This window comes from Actinoplanes sp. NPDC051343, from assembly GCF_044455125.1.
Lineage (GTDB): Bacteria > Actinomycetota > Actinomycetes > Mycobacteriales > Micromonosporaceae > Actinoplanes.
The window spans coordinates 348,734-372,561 of record NZ_JBITEL010000010.1; the positions used below are offsets into that span (position 1 = coordinate 348,734).

At 70.3% G+C, this 23,828-nt stretch carries 20 protein-coding genes; 6 read left to right on the forward strand and 14 right to left on the reverse strand.

Annotation, left to right across the window (positions count from 1 at the left end; translation table 11 throughout):
* Nucleotides 1-3: 3 nt before the first annotated feature.
* Both ACIA5C_RS31880 and ACIA5C_RS31885 read right to left on the reverse strand, forming a co-directional pair.
* A complete protein-coding gene (locus ACIA5C_RS31880) occupies nt 4-1,137 on the reverse strand; it encodes a Gfo/Idh/MocA family protein (RefSeq protein ID WP_396061431.1) in 1,134 nt (377 codons plus the stop codon).
* A 173-nt stretch (nt 1,138-1,310) separates the two neighbouring features.
* Nucleotides 1,311-2,186 carry a class I SAM-dependent methyltransferase gene (locus tag ACIA5C_RS31885; protein WP_396061434.1) on the reverse strand — a complete coding sequence of 292 codons (876 nt, stop codon included), beginning with the start codon at nt 2,184-2,186 and terminating at the stop codon, nt 1,311-1,313.
* A gap of 247 nt (nt 2,187-2,433) precedes the next feature.
* Here ACIA5C_RS31885 and ACIA5C_RS31890 point away from each other — a divergent pair, with 247 nt between their 5' ends.
* Complete coding sequence (locus tag ACIA5C_RS31890) at nt 2,434-3,633, forward strand: acyl-CoA dehydrogenase family protein (protein ID WP_396061437.1); 1,200 nt, start codon at nt 2,434-2,436, stop codon at nt 3,631-3,633.
* Here the strand turns inward: ACIA5C_RS31890 and ACIA5C_RS31895 are convergent.
* From ACIA5C_RS31895 to ACIA5C_RS31930, 8 genes are all read right to left on the reverse strand, one after another.
* Nucleotides 3,623-4,186: a GAF domain-containing protein gene (locus ACIA5C_RS31895; RefSeq protein ID WP_396061440.1), complete on the reverse strand. Its 564-nt coding sequence runs from the start codon at nt 4,184-4,186 to the stop codon at nt 3,623-3,625. The two genes, ACIA5C_RS31890 and ACIA5C_RS31895, sit on opposite strands and share 11 nt — an antisense overlap.
* A 13-nt stretch (nt 4,187-4,199) precedes the next feature.
* Entirely contained in the window at nt 4,200-4,775 is a 576-nt protein-coding gene (locus ACIA5C_RS31900; protein ID WP_396061443.1) for a GTP-binding protein, read from the reverse strand.
* Nucleotides 4,753-5,139: a DUF742 domain-containing protein gene (locus ACIA5C_RS31905; protein WP_396061597.1), complete on the reverse strand. Its 387-nt coding sequence runs from the start codon at nt 5,137-5,139 to the stop codon at nt 4,753-4,755. Before ACIA5C_RS31905 ends, ACIA5C_RS31900 begins: the two co-directional genes overlap by 23 nt.
* 2 nt (nt 5,140-5,141) lie before the next feature.
* On the reverse strand, nt 5,142-5,579 hold the full coding sequence (locus tag ACIA5C_RS31910; protein ID WP_396061445.1) for a roadblock/LC7 domain-containing protein: 438 nt from the start codon (nt 5,577-5,579) through the stop codon (nt 5,142-5,144).
* Between the two features lie 39 nt (nt 5,580-5,618).
* Complete coding sequence (locus ACIA5C_RS31915) at nt 5,619-7,415, reverse strand: ATP-binding protein (RefSeq protein ID WP_396061447.1); 1,797 nt, start codon at nt 7,413-7,415, stop codon at nt 5,619-5,621.
* 352 nt (nt 7,416-7,767) lie between these two features.
* Nucleotides 7,768-8,955 carry an MFS transporter gene (locus ACIA5C_RS31920; RefSeq protein WP_396061450.1) on the reverse strand — a complete coding sequence of 396 codons (1,188 nt, stop codon included), beginning with the start codon at nt 8,953-8,955 and terminating at the stop codon, nt 7,768-7,770.
* A 52-nt stretch (nt 8,956-9,007) separates the two neighbouring features.
* A complete protein-coding gene (locus ACIA5C_RS31925) occupies nt 9,008-9,907 on the reverse strand; it encodes an NAD-dependent epimerase/dehydratase family protein (RefSeq protein WP_396061453.1) in 900 nt (299 codons plus the stop codon).
* An 87-nt stretch (nt 9,908-9,994) separates the two neighbouring features.
* Entirely contained in the window at nt 9,995-11,992 is a 1,998-nt protein-coding gene (locus ACIA5C_RS31930) for a glycosyl hydrolase family 28-related protein (RefSeq protein ID WP_396061456.1), read from the reverse strand.
* A gap of 106 nt (nt 11,993-12,098) precedes the next feature.
* Here ACIA5C_RS31930 and ACIA5C_RS31935 point away from each other — a divergent pair, with 106 nt between their 5' ends.
* The 4 genes from ACIA5C_RS31935 to ACIA5C_RS31950 all read left to right on the forward strand — a co-directional run bounded on the left by ACIA5C_RS31935 (nt 12,099) and on the right by ACIA5C_RS31950 (nt 19,206).
* Entirely contained in the window at nt 12,099-13,142 is a 1,044-nt protein-coding gene (locus tag ACIA5C_RS31935) for a hypothetical protein (RefSeq protein WP_396061459.1), read from the forward strand.
* A 52-nt stretch (nt 13,143-13,194) separates the two neighbouring features.
* Nucleotides 13,195-14,415 (forward strand): EAL and HDOD domain-containing protein, encoded by a 1,221-nt coding sequence (locus ACIA5C_RS31940; RefSeq protein WP_396061462.1) that lies wholly within the window; start codon nt 13,195-13,197, stop codon nt 14,413-14,415.
* 60 nt (nt 14,416-14,475) lie between these two features.
* Nucleotides 14,476-15,321 carry a TIM barrel protein gene (locus ACIA5C_RS31945; RefSeq protein ID WP_396061465.1) on the forward strand — a complete coding sequence of 282 codons (846 nt, stop codon included), beginning with the start codon at nt 14,476-14,478 and terminating at the stop codon, nt 15,319-15,321.
* A 126-nt stretch (nt 15,322-15,447) separates the two neighbouring features.
* Complete coding sequence (locus ACIA5C_RS31950) at nt 15,448-19,206, forward strand: hypothetical protein (protein ID WP_396061468.1); 3,759 nt, start codon at nt 15,448-15,450, stop codon at nt 19,204-19,206.
* On the opposite strand, the gene ACIA5C_RS31955 is transcribed toward ACIA5C_RS31950, so the two are convergent.
* The 3 genes from ACIA5C_RS31955 to ACIA5C_RS31965 all read right to left on the reverse strand — a co-directional run bounded on the left by ACIA5C_RS31955 (nt 19,203) and on the right by ACIA5C_RS31965 (nt 21,802).
* Entirely contained in the window at nt 19,203-20,384 is a 1,182-nt protein-coding gene (locus ACIA5C_RS31955; protein WP_396061470.1) for an RNA polymerase sigma factor, read from the reverse strand. The two genes, ACIA5C_RS31950 and ACIA5C_RS31955, sit on opposite strands and share 4 nt — an antisense overlap.
* Nucleotides 20,374-20,703 (reverse strand): YciI family protein, encoded by a 330-nt coding sequence (locus ACIA5C_RS31960; protein WP_396061472.1) that lies wholly within the window; start codon nt 20,701-20,703, stop codon nt 20,374-20,376. Before ACIA5C_RS31960 ends, ACIA5C_RS31955 begins: the two co-directional genes overlap by 11 nt.
* Nucleotides 20,704-20,779: 76 nt before the next feature.
* Nucleotides 20,780-21,802, reverse strand: a complete 1,023-nt coding sequence (locus ACIA5C_RS31965) for a LacI family DNA-binding transcriptional regulator (RefSeq protein ID WP_396061475.1) — start codon at nt 21,800-21,802, stop codon at nt 20,780-20,782.
* A 73-nt stretch (nt 21,803-21,875) separates the two neighbouring features.
* Here ACIA5C_RS31965 and ACIA5C_RS31970 point away from each other — a divergent pair, with 73 nt between their 5' ends.
* Nucleotides 21,876-22,991, forward strand: a complete 1,116-nt coding sequence (locus ACIA5C_RS31970) for a phytanoyl-CoA dioxygenase family protein (protein WP_396061478.1) — start codon at nt 21,876-21,878, stop codon at nt 22,989-22,991.
* On the opposite strand, the gene ACIA5C_RS31975 is transcribed toward ACIA5C_RS31970, so the two are convergent.
* Complete coding sequence (locus tag ACIA5C_RS31975) at nt 22,971-23,828, reverse strand: GDSL-type esterase/lipase family protein (protein ID WP_396061480.1); 858 nt, start codon at nt 23,826-23,828, stop codon at nt 22,971-22,973. The genes ACIA5C_RS31970 and ACIA5C_RS31975 overlap by 21 nt on opposite strands.

The window sequence follows — 23,828 nt, forward strand, 5'->3', positions numbered from 1 at the left end:
TGGCTAACCGGGCAGCTTGACCCAGCCGCCGGTCTCGGCTGAGCGAGACATGGCGTCGAGTGCCTCGGCGCTGGCGACGGCGTCGGCGAGGGTGGCGCCGTGCGGGGTGCCGGTCTGCACCGACCGCAGAAACCGGTAGGCCTCGATGACCTTCAGATCGTCGTAGCTCATCGCCGTGCCCGCGCCGGGCTGGAAGGCGGCATAGTCACCGTCGCCCGGCCCGACGAACACCGTGCGCACCGCCTCGTCCTGATAGTCCGGGCCGCCGGCCACCCGAAGCTCACCCATGCGGCGGAAGTCCCAGAAGACGGCGCCGGCGGTGCCGTGCACCTCGAAGCCGTAGCTGTTCTGCTCGCCGACCGCGACCCGGCTGGCCTCCAGCACGACGCGGGCGCCCGAGGCCATACGGAGCAGGGCCGAGAAGTAGTCCTCGTTCTCGACCGGTCCCGGCTCGCCGCTACCCCGCTGGTGGCCGGCGGTCGCCCCGGACGGCCGCGGCCGTTCCGGCACGAAGATCGCCGTGTCGGCCACCAGCGAGTCGATCTCGCCGAGCAGGTAGCGGGTCAGGTCGACACCGTGCGCGCCGAGGTCGCCGAGCACCCCGTTGCCGCCCCGCGCCCGCTCGAAGCGCCAGCTCAGCGCCCCTTCCGGGTGGGCCGCATAGTCACTGAACAGCCGCACCCGGGCGTGCGTCACCCGCCCGATCCCGCCGGCCGCGACCAGTTCCCGGGCCTTCTCGACGGCCGGCGCGTTCCGGTAGTTGAAGCCGACCGACACCTGCACGTCTCCGACGATCGCCCGCGCGTCGGCGGCGCTCAGCCCGACCGGCTTCTCGATCCAGATGTGCTTGCCCGCCGCCGCGAACGCCGCACCCATCTCCCGGTGCAGAAAATTGGGCGCCGTGATGCTGACCGCCTCGACCCGCGGATCGTCGAGCAGGCTCCGCCACTCGAGCGTCGACGCGTCGAACCCGAACTGCCCGGCCGCCGCGTCGGCCCGCCCCGGCACGTCGTCGGCCACCGCCACCAGCACCGGCCGCACCACGTGCGGGTAGTGGTGCCGCACCCGGGCGTACGCCTGCGTGTGCACCCGACCCATCCACCCGAACCCGACCACACCGATCCCGAGCGTCTCCATGCCGGTGATCGTAAAAGCGACCGGCCCGGCGGGCGGCGCCACGAAGCCAGCAAAATCCCCTCAGTCTCCCGGTCGACCCGGGCCGTTCGGGGATCTCGCGTCCCTTGACGCGTCGAAACCATCCAGGCCGGTCCGGACGATGCCCACGTGGCCGCCTGAGTGCCGTTGCAGTATCAGGGGCGGCGGGCAGCGAGGAAGGCCATGCCAAGGGTGCGGCGGGTCGGGGTGGCGGCCTCGGCCAGGCCCCGCATGTAGGTGTCGAGGCGTCGCTGCTCCTCGGCGGTCAGGACGCCGGCGATGACGTCGCCGTAGGTGGGGGCCAAGGGGTTGGGGGCGGTGCGTTTCAGGCCCTCCCAGTCGACGATCGGATCGGCCAGGGCGCGTAGTTCGGCGCGGTAGTCGAGTTCGATCGCGTCGAAGCCGGCGGCGTCGGCCCAGGCCAGCAGGTCGCGTTCGTCGAAGTCGACAATCGTCTGGGAGGCGGCGGCCGAGCCGGCGTCGAAGTAGACCAGGGAGATTTTGCGGAGCAGGTCGTCGACCGGGGAGTCCGGCAGGCCGAACATGCGGTGCGGGCCGTGTTCGACCAGGAAACGGTTGATCGGCTCGAAGAGTGACAGGCGGCCGCCGGGGCGCAGGACGCGGAAGAACTCGTGGAACGCGGCCTCCTTGCGGTCCGAGTAGAGCAGGACCGAGCGCATGGTGACCACGTCGACCGACGCGTCCTCGATGCCGGTAAGATCGTCGGCCCCGGCGCGTACGAAAGAGGCGCGCGGATCGTCGCCGGCCGTGCGCCGGCATTCGTCGAGCAGGTCGTCCGAGATATCAGTGAAGATGACCTGGCCGGCGGGGCCCAGGCGTTCGAGGGCGGCGAAGCCGATCAGGCCGGTGCCGCAGCCGACGTCGAGCACGACGTCGTCGGGGCGCAGGGCGGCCCGGGCGAGCACGCCGTCGCGGAACGCGGCCAGACTCACCGCGTTCTGCGCGCGAATGGGCTCGCTGTCTCCGTCGCGCCGGGTCAGCAGCCACTGCGACCACCGGTCGTTCGTCACCGGCTCAAGCTAGCGCATCCGTAGACTCCTCTCGGCCGTTCGGCAAGATAGACGTGTGCCTAGTGGGCATGGGACTATGGCCGACGTACATACTGGGATGTTTACAACATCGGCAAATTATTGTGAGATCACCTGAGAATGATCTGTACTGAGTGGACACGACCACAAACGGATGGTCACCGCCAACGTTGCCGGGCCGCCTCCAAGTCGTCGCACGGGCTATCCGCCACCGTCGATAGGAGTTCACGTGGACGCGTACTTCATGACCGAACGCCATGAGAAGCTGCGCCAAGAAGTACGGACGTTTGCGGAGACCGAGGTCCGGCTACGCCTCGACGAAATGGAGGAGTCGCGGGAGGTCCAGCAGGAGCTCTCCCGGCTGATCGCCCGTCAGGGCTGGATCGGGGTGACCATCGGCCGCGAGTACGGCGGCATGGGCCTCGGCCACCTCGCCAAGACCATCATCATCGAGGAGCTGGCCCGGGTCAGCGGAGCGATGGGCGCGATGGTGCAGGCCTCCCAGCTCGGCGTCGCCAAGATCCTGCACTTCGGCAGCGAGCAGCAGAAGTCGGCCTGGCTGCCGGCCGTCGCGCGCGGCGACTGCCTGCCGACGATCGCGGTGACCGAGGAGCAGTCCGGCGGTCACGTGCTGGGCATGACGGCGAACGCGGTCCGCGACGGCGACGACTACGTGCTCAACGGGCGGAAGGTCTTCGTCGGCAACAGCCACGTCGGCGACGTGCACGGGGTCGTCGTGCGTACCGGATCGGGCTCGACCGGCCTGTCGGCGTTCCTGGTCGAGGCCGACCGGCCCGGTTTCTCGCTCGGCGAGCACAAGCCTTCGATGGGCCTGCACGGCTTCAGCTTCGGCGAACTCATCTTCGAGGACTGCCGGGTGCCGGCGGCCAACCGGCTCGGCGCGGAGGGCGACGGCCTGGCGGTCGCCTATTCGTCGAGCATCCTCTACGGCCGCCCCAACCTGACCGCGGTCTCGCTCGGCATCCACCAGGCGCTGGTCGATGAGACGACGCGCTTCGCGGCCGACCGCACCCGTTACGGCAAGCCCCTCGGCGAACTGCTGCCGATCAAGCTGAAGATCGGGCAGCTGCAGTCCCGCCTGATGACCGCGCGGCTCGCCGCCTACCACGCCGTCTATCTGCTCGACCAGGGTCTACCCTGCGACGCCGAGCTGATGAACGCCAAGCTGATCAACGTGGAGTATGCGCTGGACTCGGCACGCAACGCGATGGAGGTGCACGGCGCGGTCGGGCTCTATCCGGATCGCCCGGTCGAGCGCTACCTCCGCGACGCCCACCACATCTTCGCGCCCGCCGGTACTTCCGACATCCAGCTGCTGCGTCTGGCCGAGGTGGCGATGGGCACCGACAAGGGGCAGTGGTCGCAACGACTTGCCCCTCGCATCACGGCCGGCTTCGTCAACTCGTAGACCCTAGCCCCCGCGCCTCCCGCGCGTTGATCTTGTCGATCAACTCGGCGGCCAAAGACTTGATCGTCTCCAGGCCGGCCCGGCCCCACGGGCGCGGCTCGATGTCGACCACGCAGATCGTGCCCAGCGCGATGCCCGTACGGTCGATCAGCGGCGCTCCCAGGTACGACCGGATGCCGATCTCGTCGACCACCGGGTTGCCCGCAAACCGCGGATAGTCGCAGACGTCGTCGAGCACCAGGGCCTTCTTGCGCACCACGACATGCGGGCAGTAACCGTGATCGCGGTCCATCACCCGGCCCGGCTGGGCCGAGGCGGACGCGCCCGGGCCGGACGGCGCCACAGCCAGACCGGCGAAGTATTGCCGGTGCTCGCCGATGAAGTTGACCATCGCGTACGGGGCCTGGGTGACCTCGGTCAGCTTGCGCGCGAAGTCGTCGAACTCCGGGTCCGGCTGGTCGCCCAGGCCCAGCTCGGAGAGCCGGCGCATGCGGATGCCCACCTCGGGGTCGGTGGGAGTGAGCGGCTGGTGGGCGGAGAGGTCGTAAATCATGCCAAGACTCCGTTCATGGGCGGATTCGGGTCTGCAGGAGATGCTTGATCAGGTCGATCAGTACGCCGGTGGCCGAGCGCCGGTCCCGCGCGTCGCAGAAGATCACCGGGATGTCCGGCTTCAGATCGAGCGCGCTGCGGACGTCGTCCACCTGGTAGCGCAGCGCGTCTTCGAACTCGTTGACCGCGATCAGGAACTCGATGCCCCGCGACTCGAAGAAGTCGACCGCGGGGAAGCAGTCCTCGAGCCGCCGGGTGTCGGCCAGCACGACCGCGCCCATCGCGCCGACGGACAGCTCGTCCCACATGAACCAGAAGCGCTCCTGCCCCGGCGTGCCGAACAGGTAGAGCACGTGATCGCGGCTGATCGTGATGCGGCCGAAGTCCATCGCCACGGTGGTCGTCGACTTGCGTTCGACGCCTGTCAGTTTGTCGGTGCCGACGCTCGCGGTGGTGAGCAGTTCTTCGGTGCGCAGCGGCTCGATCTCGCTGACCGCACCCACGAACGTCGTCTTGCCGACGCCGAAACCGCCCGCGATCAGGAGTTTGAGGGCGGACGGGAACGCTTCAGAGCCGTCGTTGTAGGGCATCGAGGATGGTCTCCAGTACCGCCGGGTTAGAGGAATCGGCCAGCGGGTCGGGCGAGCGGGTGTCGACCGCGCCCCACCCCACAAGGTCGGAAAGCAGAATCTTGGTGACCACCGCGGGCAACCGCAAGCGCGCGGCGACCTCGGCGACCGTGGTGAAGGCCCCGCACAGGACGAGCGCCTGCGCGTGGTCGGGGCCCAGCTGACCGTGCGGCTGCCGGCCGGTCGCGACGACCATCGACAACAGCTCCAGCCGGGTGCTCGGCTCGGTGCGGCCGTTGCTGACCGTGTAGGGCCGGACCAGCCGGCCCGCGGCGTCGTCGTACCAGTGCTCGTCGTCGAACCAACGCTCGTCGATGCCCACCATGGTCACCGTCCGAGAACACCGGGGGTCTCAAATTCGTGCCGGCTCGGTGTGGACAGGTAGGGACGGACGGACTTGACCAGCTGGGCCATCTCGTAACCCAGCACTCCGGGGTCGGCGCCCCTCCCGGCGATGACCGCGAGCACCGCCCCGGACCCGGCGGCGGAGACGAACAGCAGTGAGTCGTCAAGCTCGCAGACGACCTGCCGCACCCCGTCGGTCGCCCCGAACCGGGAACCGGCGCTGCGGGCCAGCGAGAACAGGCCGGACGCGACCGCGGCGAGGTGGTCGGCGCCGTCGTCGTCGAGCCCGTGGGCGGCCTTGCGCAGCCCGTCGGACGAGAGCAGCAGGGCGCTCCGGGTGTCGGGGACGCGGTCGGCCAGGCCGGACAGGAGCCAGACGAGGTCCTGAGCGGGGCGTACGACGGGATCAGTGCTCGACATGTGAGCCGAACCTTCCTCGGGAAGGGGTGGGGGATCGAACTAAAGACGATCGGGACCGGCCGGGTCGGCCTCGCCCTGCGAGACGCCGTGCATGAACGAGGCCATGAGCCCCGGGTTGTGTTCGCCGGTCGGCTCGGGCGCCGGCGCGGGCGGACCGAGCTGCAGCTGCGGCACCATGTGCGTCTGGCTGCGCCTGCGTGGCAGCGGAGGCAGCCCGTCGGCGCGCGGCGGTCCGACCGCCGGCTCGACGGCCGGCTCGAGGAACGGCCCGCCGGAGAGTCCGCTCTGGCCGTTGGCGAAGCTGGTCTGGCCGTTGGCGAAGCCGGGCTGGCTGTTGGCCAAGCCGGGCTGGCCGTTGGCCAAGCCGGCCGGCCCGTTGGAGAGACCGGCGGGTGAGCCGGCGAACGGGCCCGAGGGCAGATCGGCCGCCATCCGGGGCGACGCCGGCTGCGGGGCGGCGCCATAGAGGTCGGCGCCCGGGGCCGGCAGCTGCCGAGGGATCAGCGGCTGGGAGATCGGCGGCTGAGTCATTGCCGGCTGGGCCAACGGCGGCTGGTTCACTGCCGGCTGGTTCGTCGGCGGCTGGTTCGTCGGCGGCTGGTTCGTCGGCGGCTGGGCCATCGGCGGCTGGGTGACTGACGGTGGCGAGATCGGCCAGGAGGAGTGCTGCGGGATCTCGGTGGTCAGCTCGGTGAGGCTCTCGGGCCGGGCGGCCGCGGGCCGCAGCTGCTGGGCTGTGGTCGGCGAGTCGAGCAGCGGCTGGGGCAGGATGATGATGGCCTGGGTGCCGCCGTAGATGTTGGTCTGCAGCTGGACGACCACGCCGTGCTGGCGCGCGATCACCGAGACCACGTAGAGCCCGATGCGGCCGTCGCGCAGCAGGTCCTCGAGGTTGATGTGGTCGGGGTTGACCAGCAGCTGGTTGATGCGCTCCTGGTCGCCGCGCTGCATGCCGAGGCCGCGGTCCTCGACCTCGATGGCCACGCCGGCCGCGACCCGCTGGGCCCGCAGCAGCACCTGGGTCTGCGGCGGCGCGAACATCGTCGCGTTCTCGATCAGCTCGGCGATGAGGTGGACGACGCTGGCGACCGCGTGACCGGGTAGCGTGCCGTCGATCGGCGGCACCAGCTTGACCCGCGAGTAGTGCTCGACCTCGGCGATCGCCGAGCGGAGCACCTCGGTGAGGGCGACCGGACGGCTCCATTGCCGGCGGGAGACCGAGCCGCCGAGCACGGCCAGGTTTTCCGCGTGCCGCCGGATGCGGGTCGCCAGGTGGTCGACCTGGAACAGGCCCTTGAGCAGGTCGGGATCTTCGACCTCGTTCTCCAGGGCGTCGAGCAGCTTGATCTCGCGGTGCACCAGCGACTGGAGCCGCCGGGAGAGGTTGACGAAGACTTCGACCTGACGGCCGCTCGGTTGACCGGGCGGCGGCATCGGCGCGGGCGCGGACTCTGCCTGCCGGAGCCGCTCGGCGAGCCGCTCGACCTCGGCCCGCGCGCCGGCCAGCTCGTTGCGGGTGTCGCCCAGCTGCGCGCGCGTCTCGACCAGCTCGGAACGGCTCTGTGCGAGCCCGGACCGCGACTCGGCGGCCATCGCGCGCAGCTCGGCCGACCGATCGCCGACGCGGCGGATCTTGCTGACCGCGTAGACCGCCGTGCCGAGGACGATGACGATCGCGGCGGCGATCAGCAGCAGGAGCGCGGTGTGATCACCGTTGGACAGGTAACCGGCGGTCGCCGCGAGCACCGCGGCGGCAATCGTCGCGGGAAGGGCGATGAGCCAGGTCAGCTGGGCGAGCCGGGAGCTCTCGTCAGGAACGGAAGGCGTGTCGGGCATGAGCATCCTTCGGTCGACGGGACGCGATGTCCGGAGTGGAGTTCACGCTCACTCTAATGTGGCCCGGTCACCCTTTCCAATGCACAGAAACGTGCGAGACATGCCCAAGTCTCGATGACGACAGAACGCACCTAACGAGTGACTAACAGAAAGCTTCCCCCTAGTCACGGAGCGCCACGGGAAATGCTGCTACCAGCAAGTTTGCTGGGCACCGAGGCGGCGGCGAAGGAGCCGCGTTGGGGGATTAGGGGATTTCCGGAAGGCCCAAATTAGGGAGGTGATGGCCATTCCTGGACCGGAACGGAAACGAACTGGATAAACGCATCCTCCGTGCACATTTCTGAGAGCCGCGTCACTGCGCGGGAACCCTCTCCGGCTCGACCGCGGCCGGGGTGGCGGAAAAGCGTCCGAGCGCCCAGATCACGAGCCCGATCAGCGGGAACGCGGCCCCGAGCACACAGGCGCCGGTCCAGCCCCACCGGTCGTGAAGCGCGCCGGTGAGCGCCGACGAGATCGCCCCGCCGGTGAACACCGTAGTCATGAAGACGGTGTTGATGCGAGCCCGGGCGTCCGCCCGCAGCGCGTAGATCTCCTGCTGGGAGGAGACCTGGTGGATCTGCACCGCGAAGTCGAGCAGCACGCCGGCCAGTGCCAGCAGCACCACGCTGCGGTGCCCCACCGCGGCCAGCACCAGGGTCAGGGTCCCCAACAGCAGGGCGCCCCCCATCACCAGAGCCCCGTACCCCCTATCGGCGAGCTTGCCGCCGAGCGGAGCCGCCGCCGCGCCGCCCGCACCGACCAGCGCGAAGATCGCGATCTGGGCCTGGCCGAAGCCGTGCTCGCCGATCAGTTCGTAGGCGATCGCGGTCCAGAAGGCACTGAACGCGGCGAACATCGTCGCCTGGCACAGCGCCCGGCGACGCAGGACCGGTTCGTCGCGAACCAGCGTCACCAGCGAACGCAGGAGCGAGCCGTAACCCGCCGTGTGGTCGGGCGCGCGTTGCGGCAGCATCCGGCGCAACACCAGGGCGAGGACGACCATCAGGCCGGCCGACACGAAGTAGATCGCGCGCCAGCCCCACAGATCGGCCACGAAACTGGACACCGTGCGCGCCAGCAGGATGCCGAGGATCAACCCGCTCATCACCTTGCCGACGAAGGCGCCGCGCTGCTCGGGCGGCGCCAGGTGAGCGGCGAGCGGCACCAGGATCTGCGCCACGACCGAGGTCAGCCCGACCAGCACCGAAATGATCAAAAAGATCGGGTACGCCGGGCAGACCGCCGCCAGGAGCAGGGACACGGCCGTTCCGGCGAGCAGGCGCGTGCTCAGCTTGCGATTCTCGATCAGGTCACCGAGCGGCAGCAGGAACAGCAGGCCGAGCGCGTACCCGGCCTGGGTGAACGTCACGATCATCGCGGCCGCGCCCTGGCTCACGCCGAAGGCGTGGGCGATCAGGTCGAGCAGGGGCTGCGAGTAGTAAAGGTTGGCGACGGTCAGGCCGCAGGCGGTCGCGAGCACGAGGGTCAGGGCACGGCGCACACGCCCCAGTCAACTCCGCCCCGTCGCGACCTGAGGGGCTAAGTGATTGAGGTCATGACCGGGCCGGACGCGGGTTGGCGGCCACGAACGACGCGATGTATTCGTCGAGCCGGCGCTGCGGGGCCCAGCCCAGTTCGCCGGCCTGGGTGGTGTCGGCCTGGCCGCGCACGCGCTCCCCCCGCAACGGCGGGACCAGCTTGTATGTGGTGCCGAAGAGCTTCGCGACCTCGAGCAGCGGCCACTCGTGGCCGGTGCCGAGCAGGAAGCCGTCGCCCGAGCCCTTCTGCGCGACCAGCACGATGCCCCGGACGATGTCGTCGACGTGGGTGAAGTCGCGGGTCTGGGTGCCGGGCGAGACCACGGTCAGCGGCTCGCCCGTGAGGTACTGGTTTTCGAAGATGCCGATCACGGTCGCGTACTTCCCCTGGCCGATCTGACCGGGGCCGTACACGTTGTAGAAGTAGGTGATGGCGTAGTCGAGCCCGTACCAGTTTGCGTAGTTGCGGATGTATTCGATATTTTTCGCCTTGGTCCAGGCGTACGGGTTGAGGTTTTCGTCCTCCCCGTCGTTGCCGAACTTCGACGACGAGCCCGCGTAGATCAGCTTGGAGCCGTTGGCCGACGCGAACTTGACCACTTCTTTGGTGCCGAGGAGGTTGAAGTCCCAGGTCAGGTCGTGGTCGTCGAACGACTGCACGATCCGCGAGTATTCGCCGAGGTGAAAGATGATCTCGGGGCTGGGTCGCCCGCTGCCGGCCCAGATCTTGGCGATGTCGACCGTCGATCCGTCGAGGTAGGTCACCCGGGGATCGTTGCTGTGGTTTTCCGGCGAGCCGGTGAAGTAGTTGTCGAGCGAGACGATCGACGCGGCCGGGTAGTCGGCGAGCAATGCCTTGATCAGGTTGGCACCGACAAATCCGGCCCCACCGGTCACCAGCAGCGTTTGGCTCACTTTTCTCCTCCGCCCGAGTCCTCGGCTGCTCAGGCTAGCAGCCGCGCGATCCCGTCCGAAATGTCCGGACAGGGCCGCGCGGCCAGGTCACCAGGCCGAGGGGGCCGGGGGCGCAACGACCGGCGGCCGGTCGTCACACGTGATCGTGTTGGGCAACTCCCAGGGAGCCAGCCAGCCTCCGTCGTTGCCGCCCAGGTCGGTCACCGTGAACTCGGAGCCGGCCGGGGTGAAGTGGAACGAGCCGCAGTTGTTGATGCCGACCGCCCCGACGTTGCGGGCGTCGACGTTGGAGAACGTGGCGCCGCCCGCCACCCGGGCACTGAGCACGCTGGTGCCGGTGCCGTCGACCTTGATGTCCTTGTAGTGGACGTTCGTGATCGAGTAGAGGTCCTTCACCGGGAAGTCGGCGACCTCCATGATCGCGTTGTAGGTGTTGTCGAGGAAGTTGTCCCCGGCCACCTCGATGTCCGCGCTCATGTCCTTCTCCAGCGCGTAGAGCCAGATCGCGCCGAGCCCGATGTTCCAGTTCAGCTCGTACGTGCCGGCCCGCACCGTGGTGTTGCCGGTGAACCAGAGGTGCCCGGTGAACGCCTCGGCTCCGAACCGGGACCCGGCGTGCAGCGCGCTGCCCTCGCGGATCGGGTCGGCGATCAGGTTGTTCGACACCGTGTTGTCGGTGCCGCCGTAGATCGCGATGCCGTTGGCCAGCACCGGCGTCTGGACCGTGTTGTGGTCGAACGTGTCGTTCACGTCGGCCACCTTCTCCGACCACATGGCCAGGCCGTCGTCGCCGGTGTTGCGGATGAAGTTGTTGCTGACCACCGAGTTGGTGACGCCGGTGTGGAAGTTGAGGCCGTCGGCGATCTGGTCGGCGATCACGTTGTTGGTGATCTTCAAGTTCGACATCGGACCGTCGAACCACATGCCGACCTTGGTGTGGTGGATGTAGAGGCCGTCGATCGTCGAGTCGCTCAGCGCGCCGCCGATGCCGTTGACCTGGTCGGTGTCGATGCGCTCGCGGACGTCGCCCTCGATCGCGAACCCGGACAGGTGCACGTTGTGGCTGCCACCGGCCGACGCGTCCTTGCCGTAGAAGCCGACCCCGGTGTGCACCGAGCCGTCCGGCGCCGGCGTCGACAGCGCGACCTCGTGGCCCTTGATGACCGTGTACCAGTTGCCGGCGCCCTCGATCGTCACGTTGTCGACGATGATGTGCCGGTTGACCTGGTAGGTGCCCGGCGGCACGTACACCTTGAGCTTGGCCTTCTTGGCGAACGCGATCGCCTTGTCGAAGGCGTCGGCCGAGTCGCGGCGGCCGGTCGGGTCGGCCCCGAACAGGAGCACGTTCGCCGCCAGCAGGTCGATCTTGGGCAGCCCGACCTGCTCGGAGTCCATCAAGTCGATCACGGTCGAGGCGGCGGCCGACGAGGCAGTCAGCCGGATCCTGGTGCCGGCCGCGTACGTTTTGCCGAGCAGGAGGCGCTGTTCGTCGTAGAAGTGGTTGGGCCGGAACGGCTTGGTCACAGCAAAAGGAGGGGTCGTCGAGTTGGGTACACAACTGCACTCGGTGATCCACCAGTCCGGATGCAGCACGTCCGCGTTCGGGTCGTTGGTGAACGGATAGAGGTTGTAGAGCCAGGCGTACTGCGAGGTCAGTGACATCGTGCGGGTATCGCTACCGGCCTTCACCGACAGCGGCGCGGTGATGCCGCCGCCGGTGGGGGCGTCCGGGATGCTGTAGCGCACGGTGATCGCGTTGGCGGTCTTGGGCAGCGTGAACTCGACGTACTGCCCGGGCGCGAGCTTGACCGCCGAGCGGCCCGACGCCTCGGCGGGCAGCGTGTAGGCGCTGCGGTCGGGACCGATGACCGAGCCGGTGGTGACGGCCTTCTCGGCCTCCTGCTCGACGAACGGGACGGCCGCTCCGCGACCGGCGACCAGTGCGGGGTCGAGAGCGGCGCGGGTTGCGGTTGGTGCCGGGCCGGAGGCGTACGCCGAAACGGGCGCGCCGACCGCCAGGCCCAGGCCGACTATCGAGGCCGTGGCCGCGGCGGCCAGCCGTGGCCGGTTGAATTCAAGGAACATCGACGCTCTTTTCATCGATGGGAGGACGTGCTGGTGACCATAGAATTCCTGTGATGAACTCCACAAGGTCTTGTCGGCTATTTTCGACGGTCTGCGCGGTGATTACATGAAGACATCGTTTTCTTGCAGCATCGCCGTCCTCGCGGCGGTGCTGGCGGTCAACGCTTGCAGCAAGCCCACGCACCCTGCTTGGACCCGCCTCGACCTGCCGGCCCGCGGCACGATCGGCCTGAACGACGTGGCCGACTGCGACGGCCACTGGTACGCGGCCGGCGTGATCAAGGACGCCACCACTCATCCCGCCGCGTGGACCAGCACCGACGGCAAGACCTGGAGCGCGGTGGCCTTCCGGCCGCTGCCGACCAGCTACTACGGGCCCAACCAGGTGATCCAGAGCGTGGCGTGCGCGGCCGGGCGGGTGGCGATGATCGGTGCGATCCCGGGCGGCGTGCACGGCAATCCCCGGGTCAGCACCTGGGGGCTGGTCGGCGGGGTGATGGCCGAGAATCCGGCGCCCTTCGAGACGTACGGCGGGGAGAAGGCGGGTGGCGTCGGGCGGATCGCGGCCGGTCCCGCCGGCATCGCGATCGCGGGCGACCGGGTCAGCGGGGCCGCGGCGTGGCTCTCGGGCGACGGGCGCACGTTCCGTCTGGTCGAGGACGCGCCGGGGCTGGCGAGCGACGCCGGGCACCAGACGATGGCCCGGGACGCCGCTTACCTCGACGACGGGCGCTGGGCGTTCGTGGGCGGGGCGGCGGTGAAGAACAGCCTCGACGAGCAGGCCGCGGTCTGGCTCACCACCGACGGCACGACCTGGACGCGCGATGATCCACCGGACGCCGGCGGCTACAACGAGATCCAGCGGGTGGTTCGGGACGGGAGTGATCTGGTGGCGGCCGGCGTGCGCGGCGACCGGTTCGAGGTGTGGCGATGGCATGCCGGGAGGTGGACGGCGGGTAAGGCGTTCGGGGGCGATGCTTCCGGCGTACGGTCGCTGACCCTGGCCGGCGGAAAGCCGGTCGTCGCCGGGGGTGGTCTCTGGGTCGACGGATCCTCAAGATCCGCGCCGGCCGACGCCGTCGCGGTGGCCGGGCGCGGAAACACCCTGCTCGTGGCGTCGACCGACGGGCTGTGGAGCACAACGGTCTGACCGGCGGACGCAATTCGTCAAGTCCGGCCACGCGCGGCCGATGAAGAGGATCGTGAAACCTGTGTCCTCGGACGGCACCCAGCTGATTCACGTCGGGCGGCAGCCTATCTTCGACGTCCACGGCGACGTCGTGGCCTTCGAGCTGCTGTTCCGCGGAAGCATGGACGCGGTCGCGGCCGGCCGTCAGGACACGTTCGCGACCAGCACCGTCATGATCAACGCGTTCACCGAGTTCGGCATCCAAGAGGTCGCCGGCGACCGGCTGTGCTTCATCAACCTGACCCGGGAGTTCCTCTCCGGGAACCTCACGCTGCCCTTCGGGCCCGAGCAGGTGGTGCTCGAGGTGCTGGAGACGGTCGAGATCGACGACGAGGTGATCAACGGGATCACCGCGCTGGCCGGCAAGGGTTACAAGATCGCGCTGGACGACTTCGTCTGGGGCTCCGGACACGAGCGCCTGTTCAGTCTCGCGTCGTATGTGAAGCTGGACCTGCTCGACGGCGACCTGAGCCGGCTCGACGAGATCGTCGCCGCCTGCCGCCGGTTCCCCAACATCCAGATCGTGGCCGAGCGGCTCGAGACCGCCGAGCAGATCGCCATCGCCGACCGCTACGGCATGGAACTGCGCCAGGGGTACGCGCTGAGCCGACCCCAGGTGCTCACGGTCGCCAGCCTGTCGCCCTCCCGCCTGCGCCGGCTCGAACTGGTCGGCGCGCTCACCGCGCCCGACCCCGACCTCAAGAAGATCGTCGACATCATCGCGAGCGATCCCGCGCTGTCCCTGCGCGTGCTCCGGGCCAGCAACTCGGCCGCCGTCGGTAACGCCAACCGGGTCTCGTCGGTGCGCCAGGCCGTCGTCATGGTCGGCCTCATGCACATCCGCCAGTGGGCGGTGCTGATGGTGCTCGACGACGTGGCCGGTGCCACCGAGGAGCACATGCTGGGCGTGCTCACCCGGGCCCGGCTCTGCGAGAACGTGGCGCCCTGGTTCGGCGCGCCGAGCGACGAGGCGTTCATGGCCGGCATCATCAGCGGCGTCGCGGCGGTCCTCTCCGCCCCGCCCCGGACGATGACCGAGCAGTTCCCGCTCGCGCCGCAGATCGTCGCCGCTCTGGTCGACGGGGCCGGCCGGCTGGGCCGGGTGCTGCAGGCGGTCGACGCCTACGAGCGCGGCGAATTCGGGACATTCGACCTGGCCGGGCAATATATGGACGCGGTCCGCTGGTCGACCCGGGCGCTCGAGTCGGCGAACAAGCAGGCCACGCCCGCCTGAGGCCTTTTTGATGGACCCGCCCGCTGGCGACCTTGGCTTGCCGAATTGCACGCTCGCACCATGCGAAACATCGCCGGAGCTCCGATCTCGTGGGGCGTGTGTGAGGTGCCGGGCTGGGGCTACCAGCTGCCGGTGGAGCGGGTGCTGGGCGAGATGGCCGCCGTCGGCCTGACCGCGACCGAGCTCGGCCCGGCCGGATTCCTGCCGCCCCACCCGGGCCCGCTGCTGTCCGGATATGGGCTGACCGCGCTGGGCGGGTTCGTGCCGGTCGTGCTGCACGAGGACGGGCTGCACCTCGCGCGCGCGTTCGAGGGCTTCGCGGCCGGTGACGTGCTGGTGCTGGCCGCGGCGACCGGCGTCGACGGCTACGACGAGCGGCCGTCCCTGGATGCTTCGGGCTGGCGGCGGCTGCTGGCCAACCTCGACCAGCTCAACGCCGAGGCGACCCGGCGCGGGATCAGCGCGGTGCTGCACCCCCACGTCGGCACGATGGTCGAGACCGGGCCCGAGGTCGAACGGGTGCTGGCCGGGTCGGGCGTCGCGCTCTGCCTCGACACCGGGCACCTGCTGATCGGCGGCACCGACCCGGTCGAGCTGGCCCGGCAGGCCGGCGACCGGATCGCCCACGTGCACGCCAAGGACGTCGACAACGCTCTGGCGGTGCGGGTGCGGGCCGGCGACCTGACCTACACCGACGCGGTGCGGGAGGGGATGTACCGGCCGCTCGGCGACGGCGACATCGACTTCGGGGCGGTGGCGGCGGCGCTCGACAAGCACGATTACCAGGGTTGGTGGGTGCTCGAGCAGGACACCGTCCTCGACGCTCCGCCGGTCGGGGAAGGGCTCGTCGGGGAAGGGCCGGTCGCGGACGTCCGGCGAAGCGCGGAGCACCTCCGGTCGCTGTAGCGCCGCCGATCAAGTGCAGTAATCGCGATCAATGCCTCCGGGCCGTTAGGATGACCGCCTGAGATGTGCCCGATGTCCACATCGGGCACTCTCGTCGCGGATTGCCCGACGCCGACGGGGGCTGGCGTGCCACGAGGAGAGCGACCGCTGCCGCCGGACGGCAGCGCGCTGACCGCCTTCGCCGCGGGTCTGCGCACGCTGCGTGCCAAGTCCGGCTCACCGTCCTATCGGGAGCTCGCCCGGCGAGCCCACTATTCGTCGACCACGCTGGCCGACGCGGCGGCCGGGCAGCGGCTGCCGACCCTCGCCGTGACGCTCGCCTACGTCCGGGCGTGCGGGGGCGACCCCGACGAGTGGACGGAGAGGTGGCATACGCTCGCCGCCGATTCGCACGAGGAAACCGACGACGACGCCTGCCCGTACGCCGGGCTCGCCGCATTCCAGCCGCAGGACGCCGACCGGTTCTTCGGGCGCGAACGGCTGACCGACGAACTCGTCGAGCGCGCGCGATCCGGACGGTTCCTGGCCGTGCTCGGCGCGTCCGGGTCGGGCAAGTCGTCCCTGCTCCGGGCGGGCCTGGTGGCACGGCTCCGGGACGAGCCGGTTTTCTTGATCACGCCGGGCCCGCATCCTCTCGAGGAGTGTGCGACCGCGCTGGGCATGGCCCTGAGCGGCGCCGACGAGCTGCGGCAGGACCCGCGCGCCCTGCACCGCACCGCCCTGCGATCGGGCGCCGACCTGACGCTCGTCGTCGACCAGTTCGAAGAGGTCTTCAGCCTGTGTGACGACCCGGCCGAGCGGAACGCCTTCATCACCGCGCTGCTGACCGCCGCGCGGGCGGCCAACAGCCGGCTTCGCGTGGTCGTGGGCATCCGCGCCGACTTCTTCCAGCGCTGCTCCGAGCACCCCGACCTGTTCGATGCCATGCAGGACGCGACGTTGCTGGTCGGCCCGATGACCGTGGACGACCTGCGCCGTGCCGTCGGCCGGCCCGCGGCCCGCGCCGGATACATCGTCGAGAGTGCGCTGCTGACCCGGGTGGTGGCCGACGCGGCCGGCCGGCCGACCGCATTGCCGCTGGTCTCGCACGCCATGCGGGAGACCTGGCGGCGCCGTCGCGGCAACACGCTGAGCCTGAGCGGTTACGAGGCCTCGGGCGGCCTGCACCACGCCCTGGCCAATACCGCGGAGACGGCCTATCAAGCGATGTCGCCGGCCCGGCAGCGGATCGCCCGATCCGTCTTTCTCCATCTGGTGACGCTCGGCGAGGGGACCGGCGACACGCGGCGGCGGGCCGGCCGCGCGGAGTTCCGCGATGCCGAGGCGGGCGCCGTTCTCGAAATTCTCGCCGCGGCACGGCTCATCACGCTCGACACCGGCACGGTCGAGCTGACGCACGAGGCACTTCTCTCGGCGTGGCCCCGGCTGGCCGGCTGGATCAGCGCCGACCGGGACGCCCTCCGCTCCTATCAGCAGCTGGCCGACGCCGCCGCGGCGTGGAGTCGCGAGCAGCACGACGCCGGCGGCCTGCTCCGCGGCGGCCGGTTGGCCGCCGCCCGGCATTGGCTCGACGAGCGCGACACCGGCATCACACCGGCAGCTCAGGTGCGGGATTTCCTCGCCGCCTCGGTGCGGCTGGAGCGGCGGACCTCCCGCGTACGCCGGACCGCCGTCGCGCTGTTGTGCGTGCTCACCGTCGTGGCGTCGGCCGGTGCCGTGGTGGCACTGCGCCTCCGCGCGAGCGCGGTGGCCGAGCGCAATCGGGCCGTGGCGGCCCGGATGAGCATCCAGGCCCAGCAACTGGCCTCGACCGACACCTCGCTCGCCGTCGGTCTCGACCTGGCCGCCTACCGGCTCGACCCGACGCCGGACGTCTACACCGACCTGCTCACGGCGGAGAACGAGCCGCTGGCGACCGTCCTCACCGGACACACCGACGTGGTCTACGCGGTCGCCTACAGCGGGGACGGGCGCACGCTGGCGACCGGCGGCCGCGACGACGCGATCCGGCTGTGGAACGTCGCCGACTCGTTCCACCCGGCCCCGCTGACCGGGCCGGTGCCCGCCGACGGCGGGCGGGTCTACTGGCTGGCCTTAAGCCCGGACGGGCGAACGCTCGCGGCGGCCAACCGGGACGGAACGATCACCCTGTGGAACGTGACCGACCCGGCCCACCCGGTGCCGTGGGGACCCCGGCTCCGGGGGCATACGAGCTACGTCTTCTCGGTCGCGTTCAGCCCCGACGGGCGGCACCTGGTGTCGGCGAGCCAGGACCGCAGCGTCCGCCTGTGGGACGTCGCCGATCCCGCGCACGCCCGCGCCGCCGCGCCGCCGATGACCGGGACCACCGAGCCGGTCGCCTCGGCCGCCTACAGCCCCGACGGGCGCACGGTCGTCAGCCTCGGACACGATCGCAGCGTCCGCCTGTGGAACGTGACCGACCCGGCCCACCCGGCACCGTGGGGGCCGCCGCTGACCGGCCACACCGACACGGTCTATGCCGCCGCCTTCTCGCCGGACGCACGGTTGCTGGCCACGGTCGCCAACGACCACAGCGTACGGCTGTGGGACGTCCACGATCCGGCCCATGCCCGCCCGCTGGGCCGTCCGCTGACCGGGCACACCGACACCGTCTATGCCGTCGCGTTCAGCCCCGACGGATCGGTGCTGGCCACCGCCGGGGCCGACCAGACCGTACGCCTGTGGAACCTGGCCGACCCGCGGATACCCCGGCCGTTGGGCCGCCCGCTGACCGGGCACACCGCCTATGTCTACTGGCTGGCGTTCAGCCCCGACGGTCACGCGCTGGCCAGCGTCAGTAAGGACCGCAGCGTCCGGCTCTGGCATCTGCCGCCGACGACTTTCACCGGGCACCGCGGGCCCGTCCGGTCGGCGGCGGTCGACTCGACAGGCGACCTGCTCGCCACCGGCGGTGCCGACGACACCGTGCGACTGCGGCGTCTCCGTCCCGCGGCCGGGGCGACCCTGACCGGGCACACCGGCGGCGTCAACGACCTGGCCTTCCGGCCGGGCACCGCGATCCTGGCCAGCGCGAGCGACGATCACACGGTCCGTCTCTGGGACGCCACCGATCCGGTGCATCCGGTCGCGCTGGGAGGGCCACTGACCGGCAACACCGGCATCGTGCACGCGGTCGCGTTCCGGCCGGACGGTCGGGTCCTGGCCACCGCGGGCGCCGACCGCGGCGTCCGGCTGTGGGACGTCGCCGATCCCGCTCACCCGCTCGCCCTGGGCGGTGCCTCGATCGCGCACGACGACGTGGTCTACGACGTCGCCTTCCGGCCCGACGGGCGGGTGCTGGCCAGCGGCGGCGCCGACGACCGGGTCGTCCTATGGGATGTCGCCGACCCGGCCCGGCCGCGCGTTCTGGCTCGGCTGACCGTGAACACCAGCGGGGTGCGGGCGCTCGCGATCAATCCGGACGGGCGCACGCTGGCCACCGCGGGGGCCGATCACACCGTCCGGCTTTGGAATATCACCGATCCCGCGCACCCCGTCGCCTGGTCGCCCGCGCTGACCGGGCACACCAGCTTCGTGCTCGCGGTCGCGTTCAGCCCCGACGGGCGCACCCTGGCCAGCGGCTCGCAGGACCAGAGCGTACGGCTGTGGGACGTCGCCGATCCGGCTCGACCGAAAGCGGTCGGCCACGCCATCACGAGCCACGTCGGCCGGGTCAGCTCGGTCGAGTTCACCCCCGACGGTTCGGCTCTGGCGACGACCAGCGACGATGCCACCACCCAGCTGTCGGCGTTGTCCCCGGCTGCGGCGGTCTCCCGGGCCTGCGCGACGACCGCCGGCGCTCTGACCGCGGACACCTGGCGCCAATACTCGCTCGGCGCCGGATATACGCCGCCCTGCCGCTAAAACTCGTCGGCCCGCTCCAGCAACGCTCGACGCTCCACGTCGGACAGAGCGTGCTCGGCCGCCTGACGGAACAACCCCGCCGCCCGATCCCGGTCGCCGGCACGAGCGGTCAGATCGGCCTCGACCGCGAGCAGATAGCTCTGCGGCATGTCCGAAACTTCGCCCAGAAGCGCGAGACCGGCGGCCGGGCCGAAGGCATAGCCGTGAGCGACCGCCCGGTTGAGCGCGACCGCGGGCGTCGGCTGAGCTTGCGCCAACGCGTCATACCAGCCCGCGACGGCCACCCAGTCGGTCGAAGCCGCCACGTGTTCGGCCGCGATCCGCGCCTGCACCGCATAGGGCCCGGTCACCCGCGTCCGGCGGACGATCGCGAGCCCCTCGTCGATCATGGCCCGATCCCACCGCGCGCGATCCTGCCGCTCCAGCATGACCAGCCGGCCGGCGACATCCCGGCGGGCATCCCGCCGGGAATGCTGCAGCAGGAACAACCCCAGCAGCCCGGCCACCTCCGGCTCGTCGGGCATCAGCTCCGAGACGAGCCGCGCCAGCCGGATCGCCTCGTCGGCGAACGCCGGTGAACCGTCCGCGTCGTAGCCACGGGTGAAGAGCAGATAGAGCACCCCGAGCACCCCCGGCAGCCGCTCGACCAGCTCGGCGCCCGCCGGCACCCGATAGGGAATGCGAGCTTCCGCGATCTTCGTCTTGGCGCGGGTAAGACGCCGGGTCATGGTCGACTCGGTGGTGAGAAACGCGCGGGCGATGTCGGCGGTCGGCACCCCGGCGATCGTGCGCAGGGTCAGCGCCACCCGCGCCTCCAGCGACAACGCCGGATGGCAGCAGGTGAAGATCAGCCGGAGCCGGTCGTCCACGATCTCGTGACCGAGCGACGGGTGGTCGGGCAGAGACGACGGATTCCACAACGTCGCCACCTCCTCGAGTTTGCGGCGCTCCACCGCCGTACGCCGCAAGAGATCGACCGCCCGGTTGCGGGCGACGGTCATCAGCCACCCACCCGGATTGCCGGGAATTCCGTCGCGCGGCCACTTTTCGAGAGCGGCGGCCAGCGCCTCCTGCGCGCAGTCCTCGGCCAGCGTCCAATCCCCGGTCACCCGGATGAGCGTGGCGACGATCCGCGCGTAGGAGGCCCGGCCGGCTTCCGAGACGACGTCAGAGATCAACGAGCGGCCGGATCTCGAGGCGGCCGGTCCAGGCCATCGGGTGAGCCGCGGCGACCTTGATCGCCTGGTCGAGGTCGGCGCACTCGAGGATGTCGAAGCCCACGATCACCTCCTTGGTCTCGGCGAACGGGCCATCGCTGAGCAGCGTCTCGCCGCCGCGCACCCGAACCGTGGTCGCGGACGACGCCTGGCCGAGCACGCTTCCGGTGACCCGGCGGCCGGCGGCGTCGTTGTCCGCGACCCACGCCTCGATGTCGGGCGCCCCGGACAGGTCGGTCTCCGGCTCGGTGTCGGTGCAGACGAACATCATGTACTGCATTTGCGTTCTCCCTCATTGTGGTTTTGCCAGGGTGACGAGTGGCCGGACCGGATCCGGACAGGTGGCGTAAAAAAGCTCAGAATTCCGCCGGCGGGGTGTTGAAAGGCGTGATGACCTGGATCGCCGACGGGTTGGAGCGCAGTCGTCCGGGCAGTGCGCCCTGGGCCCGCATCACCGCCAGGCAGGCGTGCCGCACGTCGGCCCGCAAGTCGTGGTGCAGCACCGCGGAGATCGCGTGGGTGCGCAGCAGCGTGGTGTTCTCGTCGTCGAGGTCGTGGGCGACGAAGACGTCGTAGTTACGACCGGCCGCCGCGAAGCCGTCGACCACGGCGGCGTTGCCGCCGGCTCCGGCATACATCGAATAGACGGCCCGCACGCTGGGATTTCGGTGCAGGACAGCGCGCGTACGCTCGTGCACCGCAGCCGCCCGATCCTCCTCGTCCACGACTTCGAGCAGTCGCCGGTTGGGTGCCCGGCGACCCATCTCGGCCCGGAACCCGCCCAGCCGCTCGTCCTCCCCGCGGAACGACCCCCGCCCGCGGACCACCAGCACGTCTCCGGCCCGCTCGGCCAGCCACTGCTCGACCAGATAGGCCGCGGTCGCACCGGCGTCGGCGTTGTCGATGCCGACATAGGCCACCCGCTTGCTCGTCGGCAGGTCGGTGACCAGCGTGACCACCGGAATACCCAGCTGTCCGACCGCATCGACCACCTCGGGCGAGTCGGGCGCTTTGAGGATCACCCCTTGGGACCGTGACCGGCCCACCTTGGCCAGCACTCCGGGCAGGTCGGCCGGGCCGTCGAAGAGGTGGAACCGGGAGCGGATCACCGCCGGGCGCAGGGCGGGCAGTTCGGCCTCCAGCGCGACCTTGATCGCGGCGGTGAACCGGGCCGGCGCCTGCATGACCACGTCGATCATGAACGTGCGGCCGCCCAGACGCACCTGGGACTGCTGCCGGTCGAGGTCGGCGATGGCCTGGTGCACCTCGCGGACCGTGCTCTCCCGCACCCCGCCGCGCCCGTGCAGGACCCGGTCGACGGTGGCCTCGCTGAGCCCGGCCTGTGCGGCGATCTCGCGTATCCGATAGGGGTGGTTCACGCCGTACAGGATGAGGGGTTTTTGAGGTCTTATCAATGGCCTTTGATATTCCGCCGGGTCTTAGCGTGACCTCATGACTACCTCGTTCACCCCCGATGACTGCCGACTCGCGGACTTCCGGGCCGTAGTGGAGCAGACCACTTCGCTGTCCGCCTATCCGCACGCGGTGGGTGTCGAGCAGAACGTCCTGATCTACGACAACCCGCCGGCCTCGGCTCGGCCGGAACTCACGTCGGCGCTGCTCGACGGGCCGGGCATCGTGGTGTTCAAGAATGCCGTCGAGCCCTCAGTCGTCGACCGGGCGAGCGCGGCCTTCGTCGCGATGATCGAGGAGCAGAAGGCCGCCGGCGTCGCCGGGGGCGACCATTTCGCCAAGCCGGGTGCGAACGACCGGGTGTGGGGTGCGTTGGACAAGTTCGCCGTACGCGATCCCGACGGTTTCGCGGCCTACTACTCCAACACCGCGCTGGCGTTGATCAGCCAGGCCTGGCTGGGCGACGGCTATCAGGTCACCTCGCAGATCAACGTGGTCAACCCGGGCGGCGCGGCCCAGGTCGCGCACCGCGACTACCACCTGGGCTTCATGTCGCGGGAGCAGGCGCTGCGCTATCCGGCCCACGCGCACCGGCTCTCCCCCGCGCTGACCCTGCAAGGCGCGATCGCCCACGTCGACATGCCGGTCGAGACCGGCCCGACGCTCTATCTGCCGCACTCGCAGAAGTACGCGCCGGGCTATCTGGCCTTCCACGTCTCTTCGTTCACCGACTATTTCGATCAGAATCACGTGCAGTTGCCGCTGGCCAAGGGCGACGCCGCGTTCTTCAACCCGGCCCTCTTCCACGGGGCCGGAACCAACCGCACCACCGGCGTACGCCGCATGGCCAACCTGCTGCAGGTGTCGTCGGCGTTCGGCCGGGCGATGGAGAGCGTCGACCGCATCGCCATGTGCCGAGCCCTCTATCCGGCCCTGCTCTCGTTCGAGGGCAATGTGGACAACGTGATCGCGGCGAGCGCCGAGGGCTATGCCTTTCCCACCAACCTCGACCGCGACCAGCCGGTCGACGGCCTGGCCCCGGCGACCCAGGCCGCGCTGCTCCGGCAGGCCCTGGCGGAGAAGTGGGACGAGTCGCGGTTCCTCGCGGCGCTCGACTCGCAGGCCGCCCGGCGCCTACCGGAGGTAACTCGCTAGGGGAATGCCCTGGCTCCGCAGAGCGCCGGCGACCAGGCCGGCGATCTGCTGCGCGCCGTATGCCTCGAAGTGCGTGTGGTCGTTGCAGAAGAACGCGCCGAGCGCGCCCGTGGTGTAGTCGCCGTTGTTGGGGCAGAACCGCAACCGGTTGTAGAGGGCGACGCTCAGCGTCTGCAGATCGATGACCGGCGCACCGGTGGCCGCCGCCGCGGCCCGGGTCTGCGTCACGAAGCCGCGGTTGGTGGTGGCGGTGCTGCCCGAGCAGGTGATCGCCGCGACCGCGGTGAGCAGGATCGGATGGGCGCCGCGGGCCAGCGCGGCCTGCGCCATCATGGTCATCAGTTGCTGGTAGCGGGCGGTTCCGACGTGTCGCGGACAGGCCGTGTCGCCGTCGTTGATGCCGAACTGCACGATCAGGTAGTCGCCCGCCTTCATGCCGGTCAGCATCTGGTTCCAGCGGGTCGAGTACCCGGTGGAGCTGAGCACGCACTCGCCGTCCGAGCCCTTCGTGCTGGTCACGTTGCCCTCGTAGAGCCAGGTCTGGATGCTCCGGCCGGCCACCGCGAGGTTCTTGACCGTGGCGCTGCTCGTGAAGAGCGCCCCGAACTGACTCCCCCATCCGACCGGACAGGTGCTGCTCGGGTTGGCCATCGTCGAGTCGCCGGCCATCCACACGGTGACCGGTGCGGCGGCCCCGGCGGCGGGCTCGGCGGCGGGCTCGGCGGCGGGCTCGGCGGCGGGCTTGGCGGCCTGGCACGCAGCGGCGGCCGGATCGCTCACGGATGCAACGAGTGGGAGCGCCAAAATCAGCACGGCAAGCCAGCGAAGTGCTCTCAT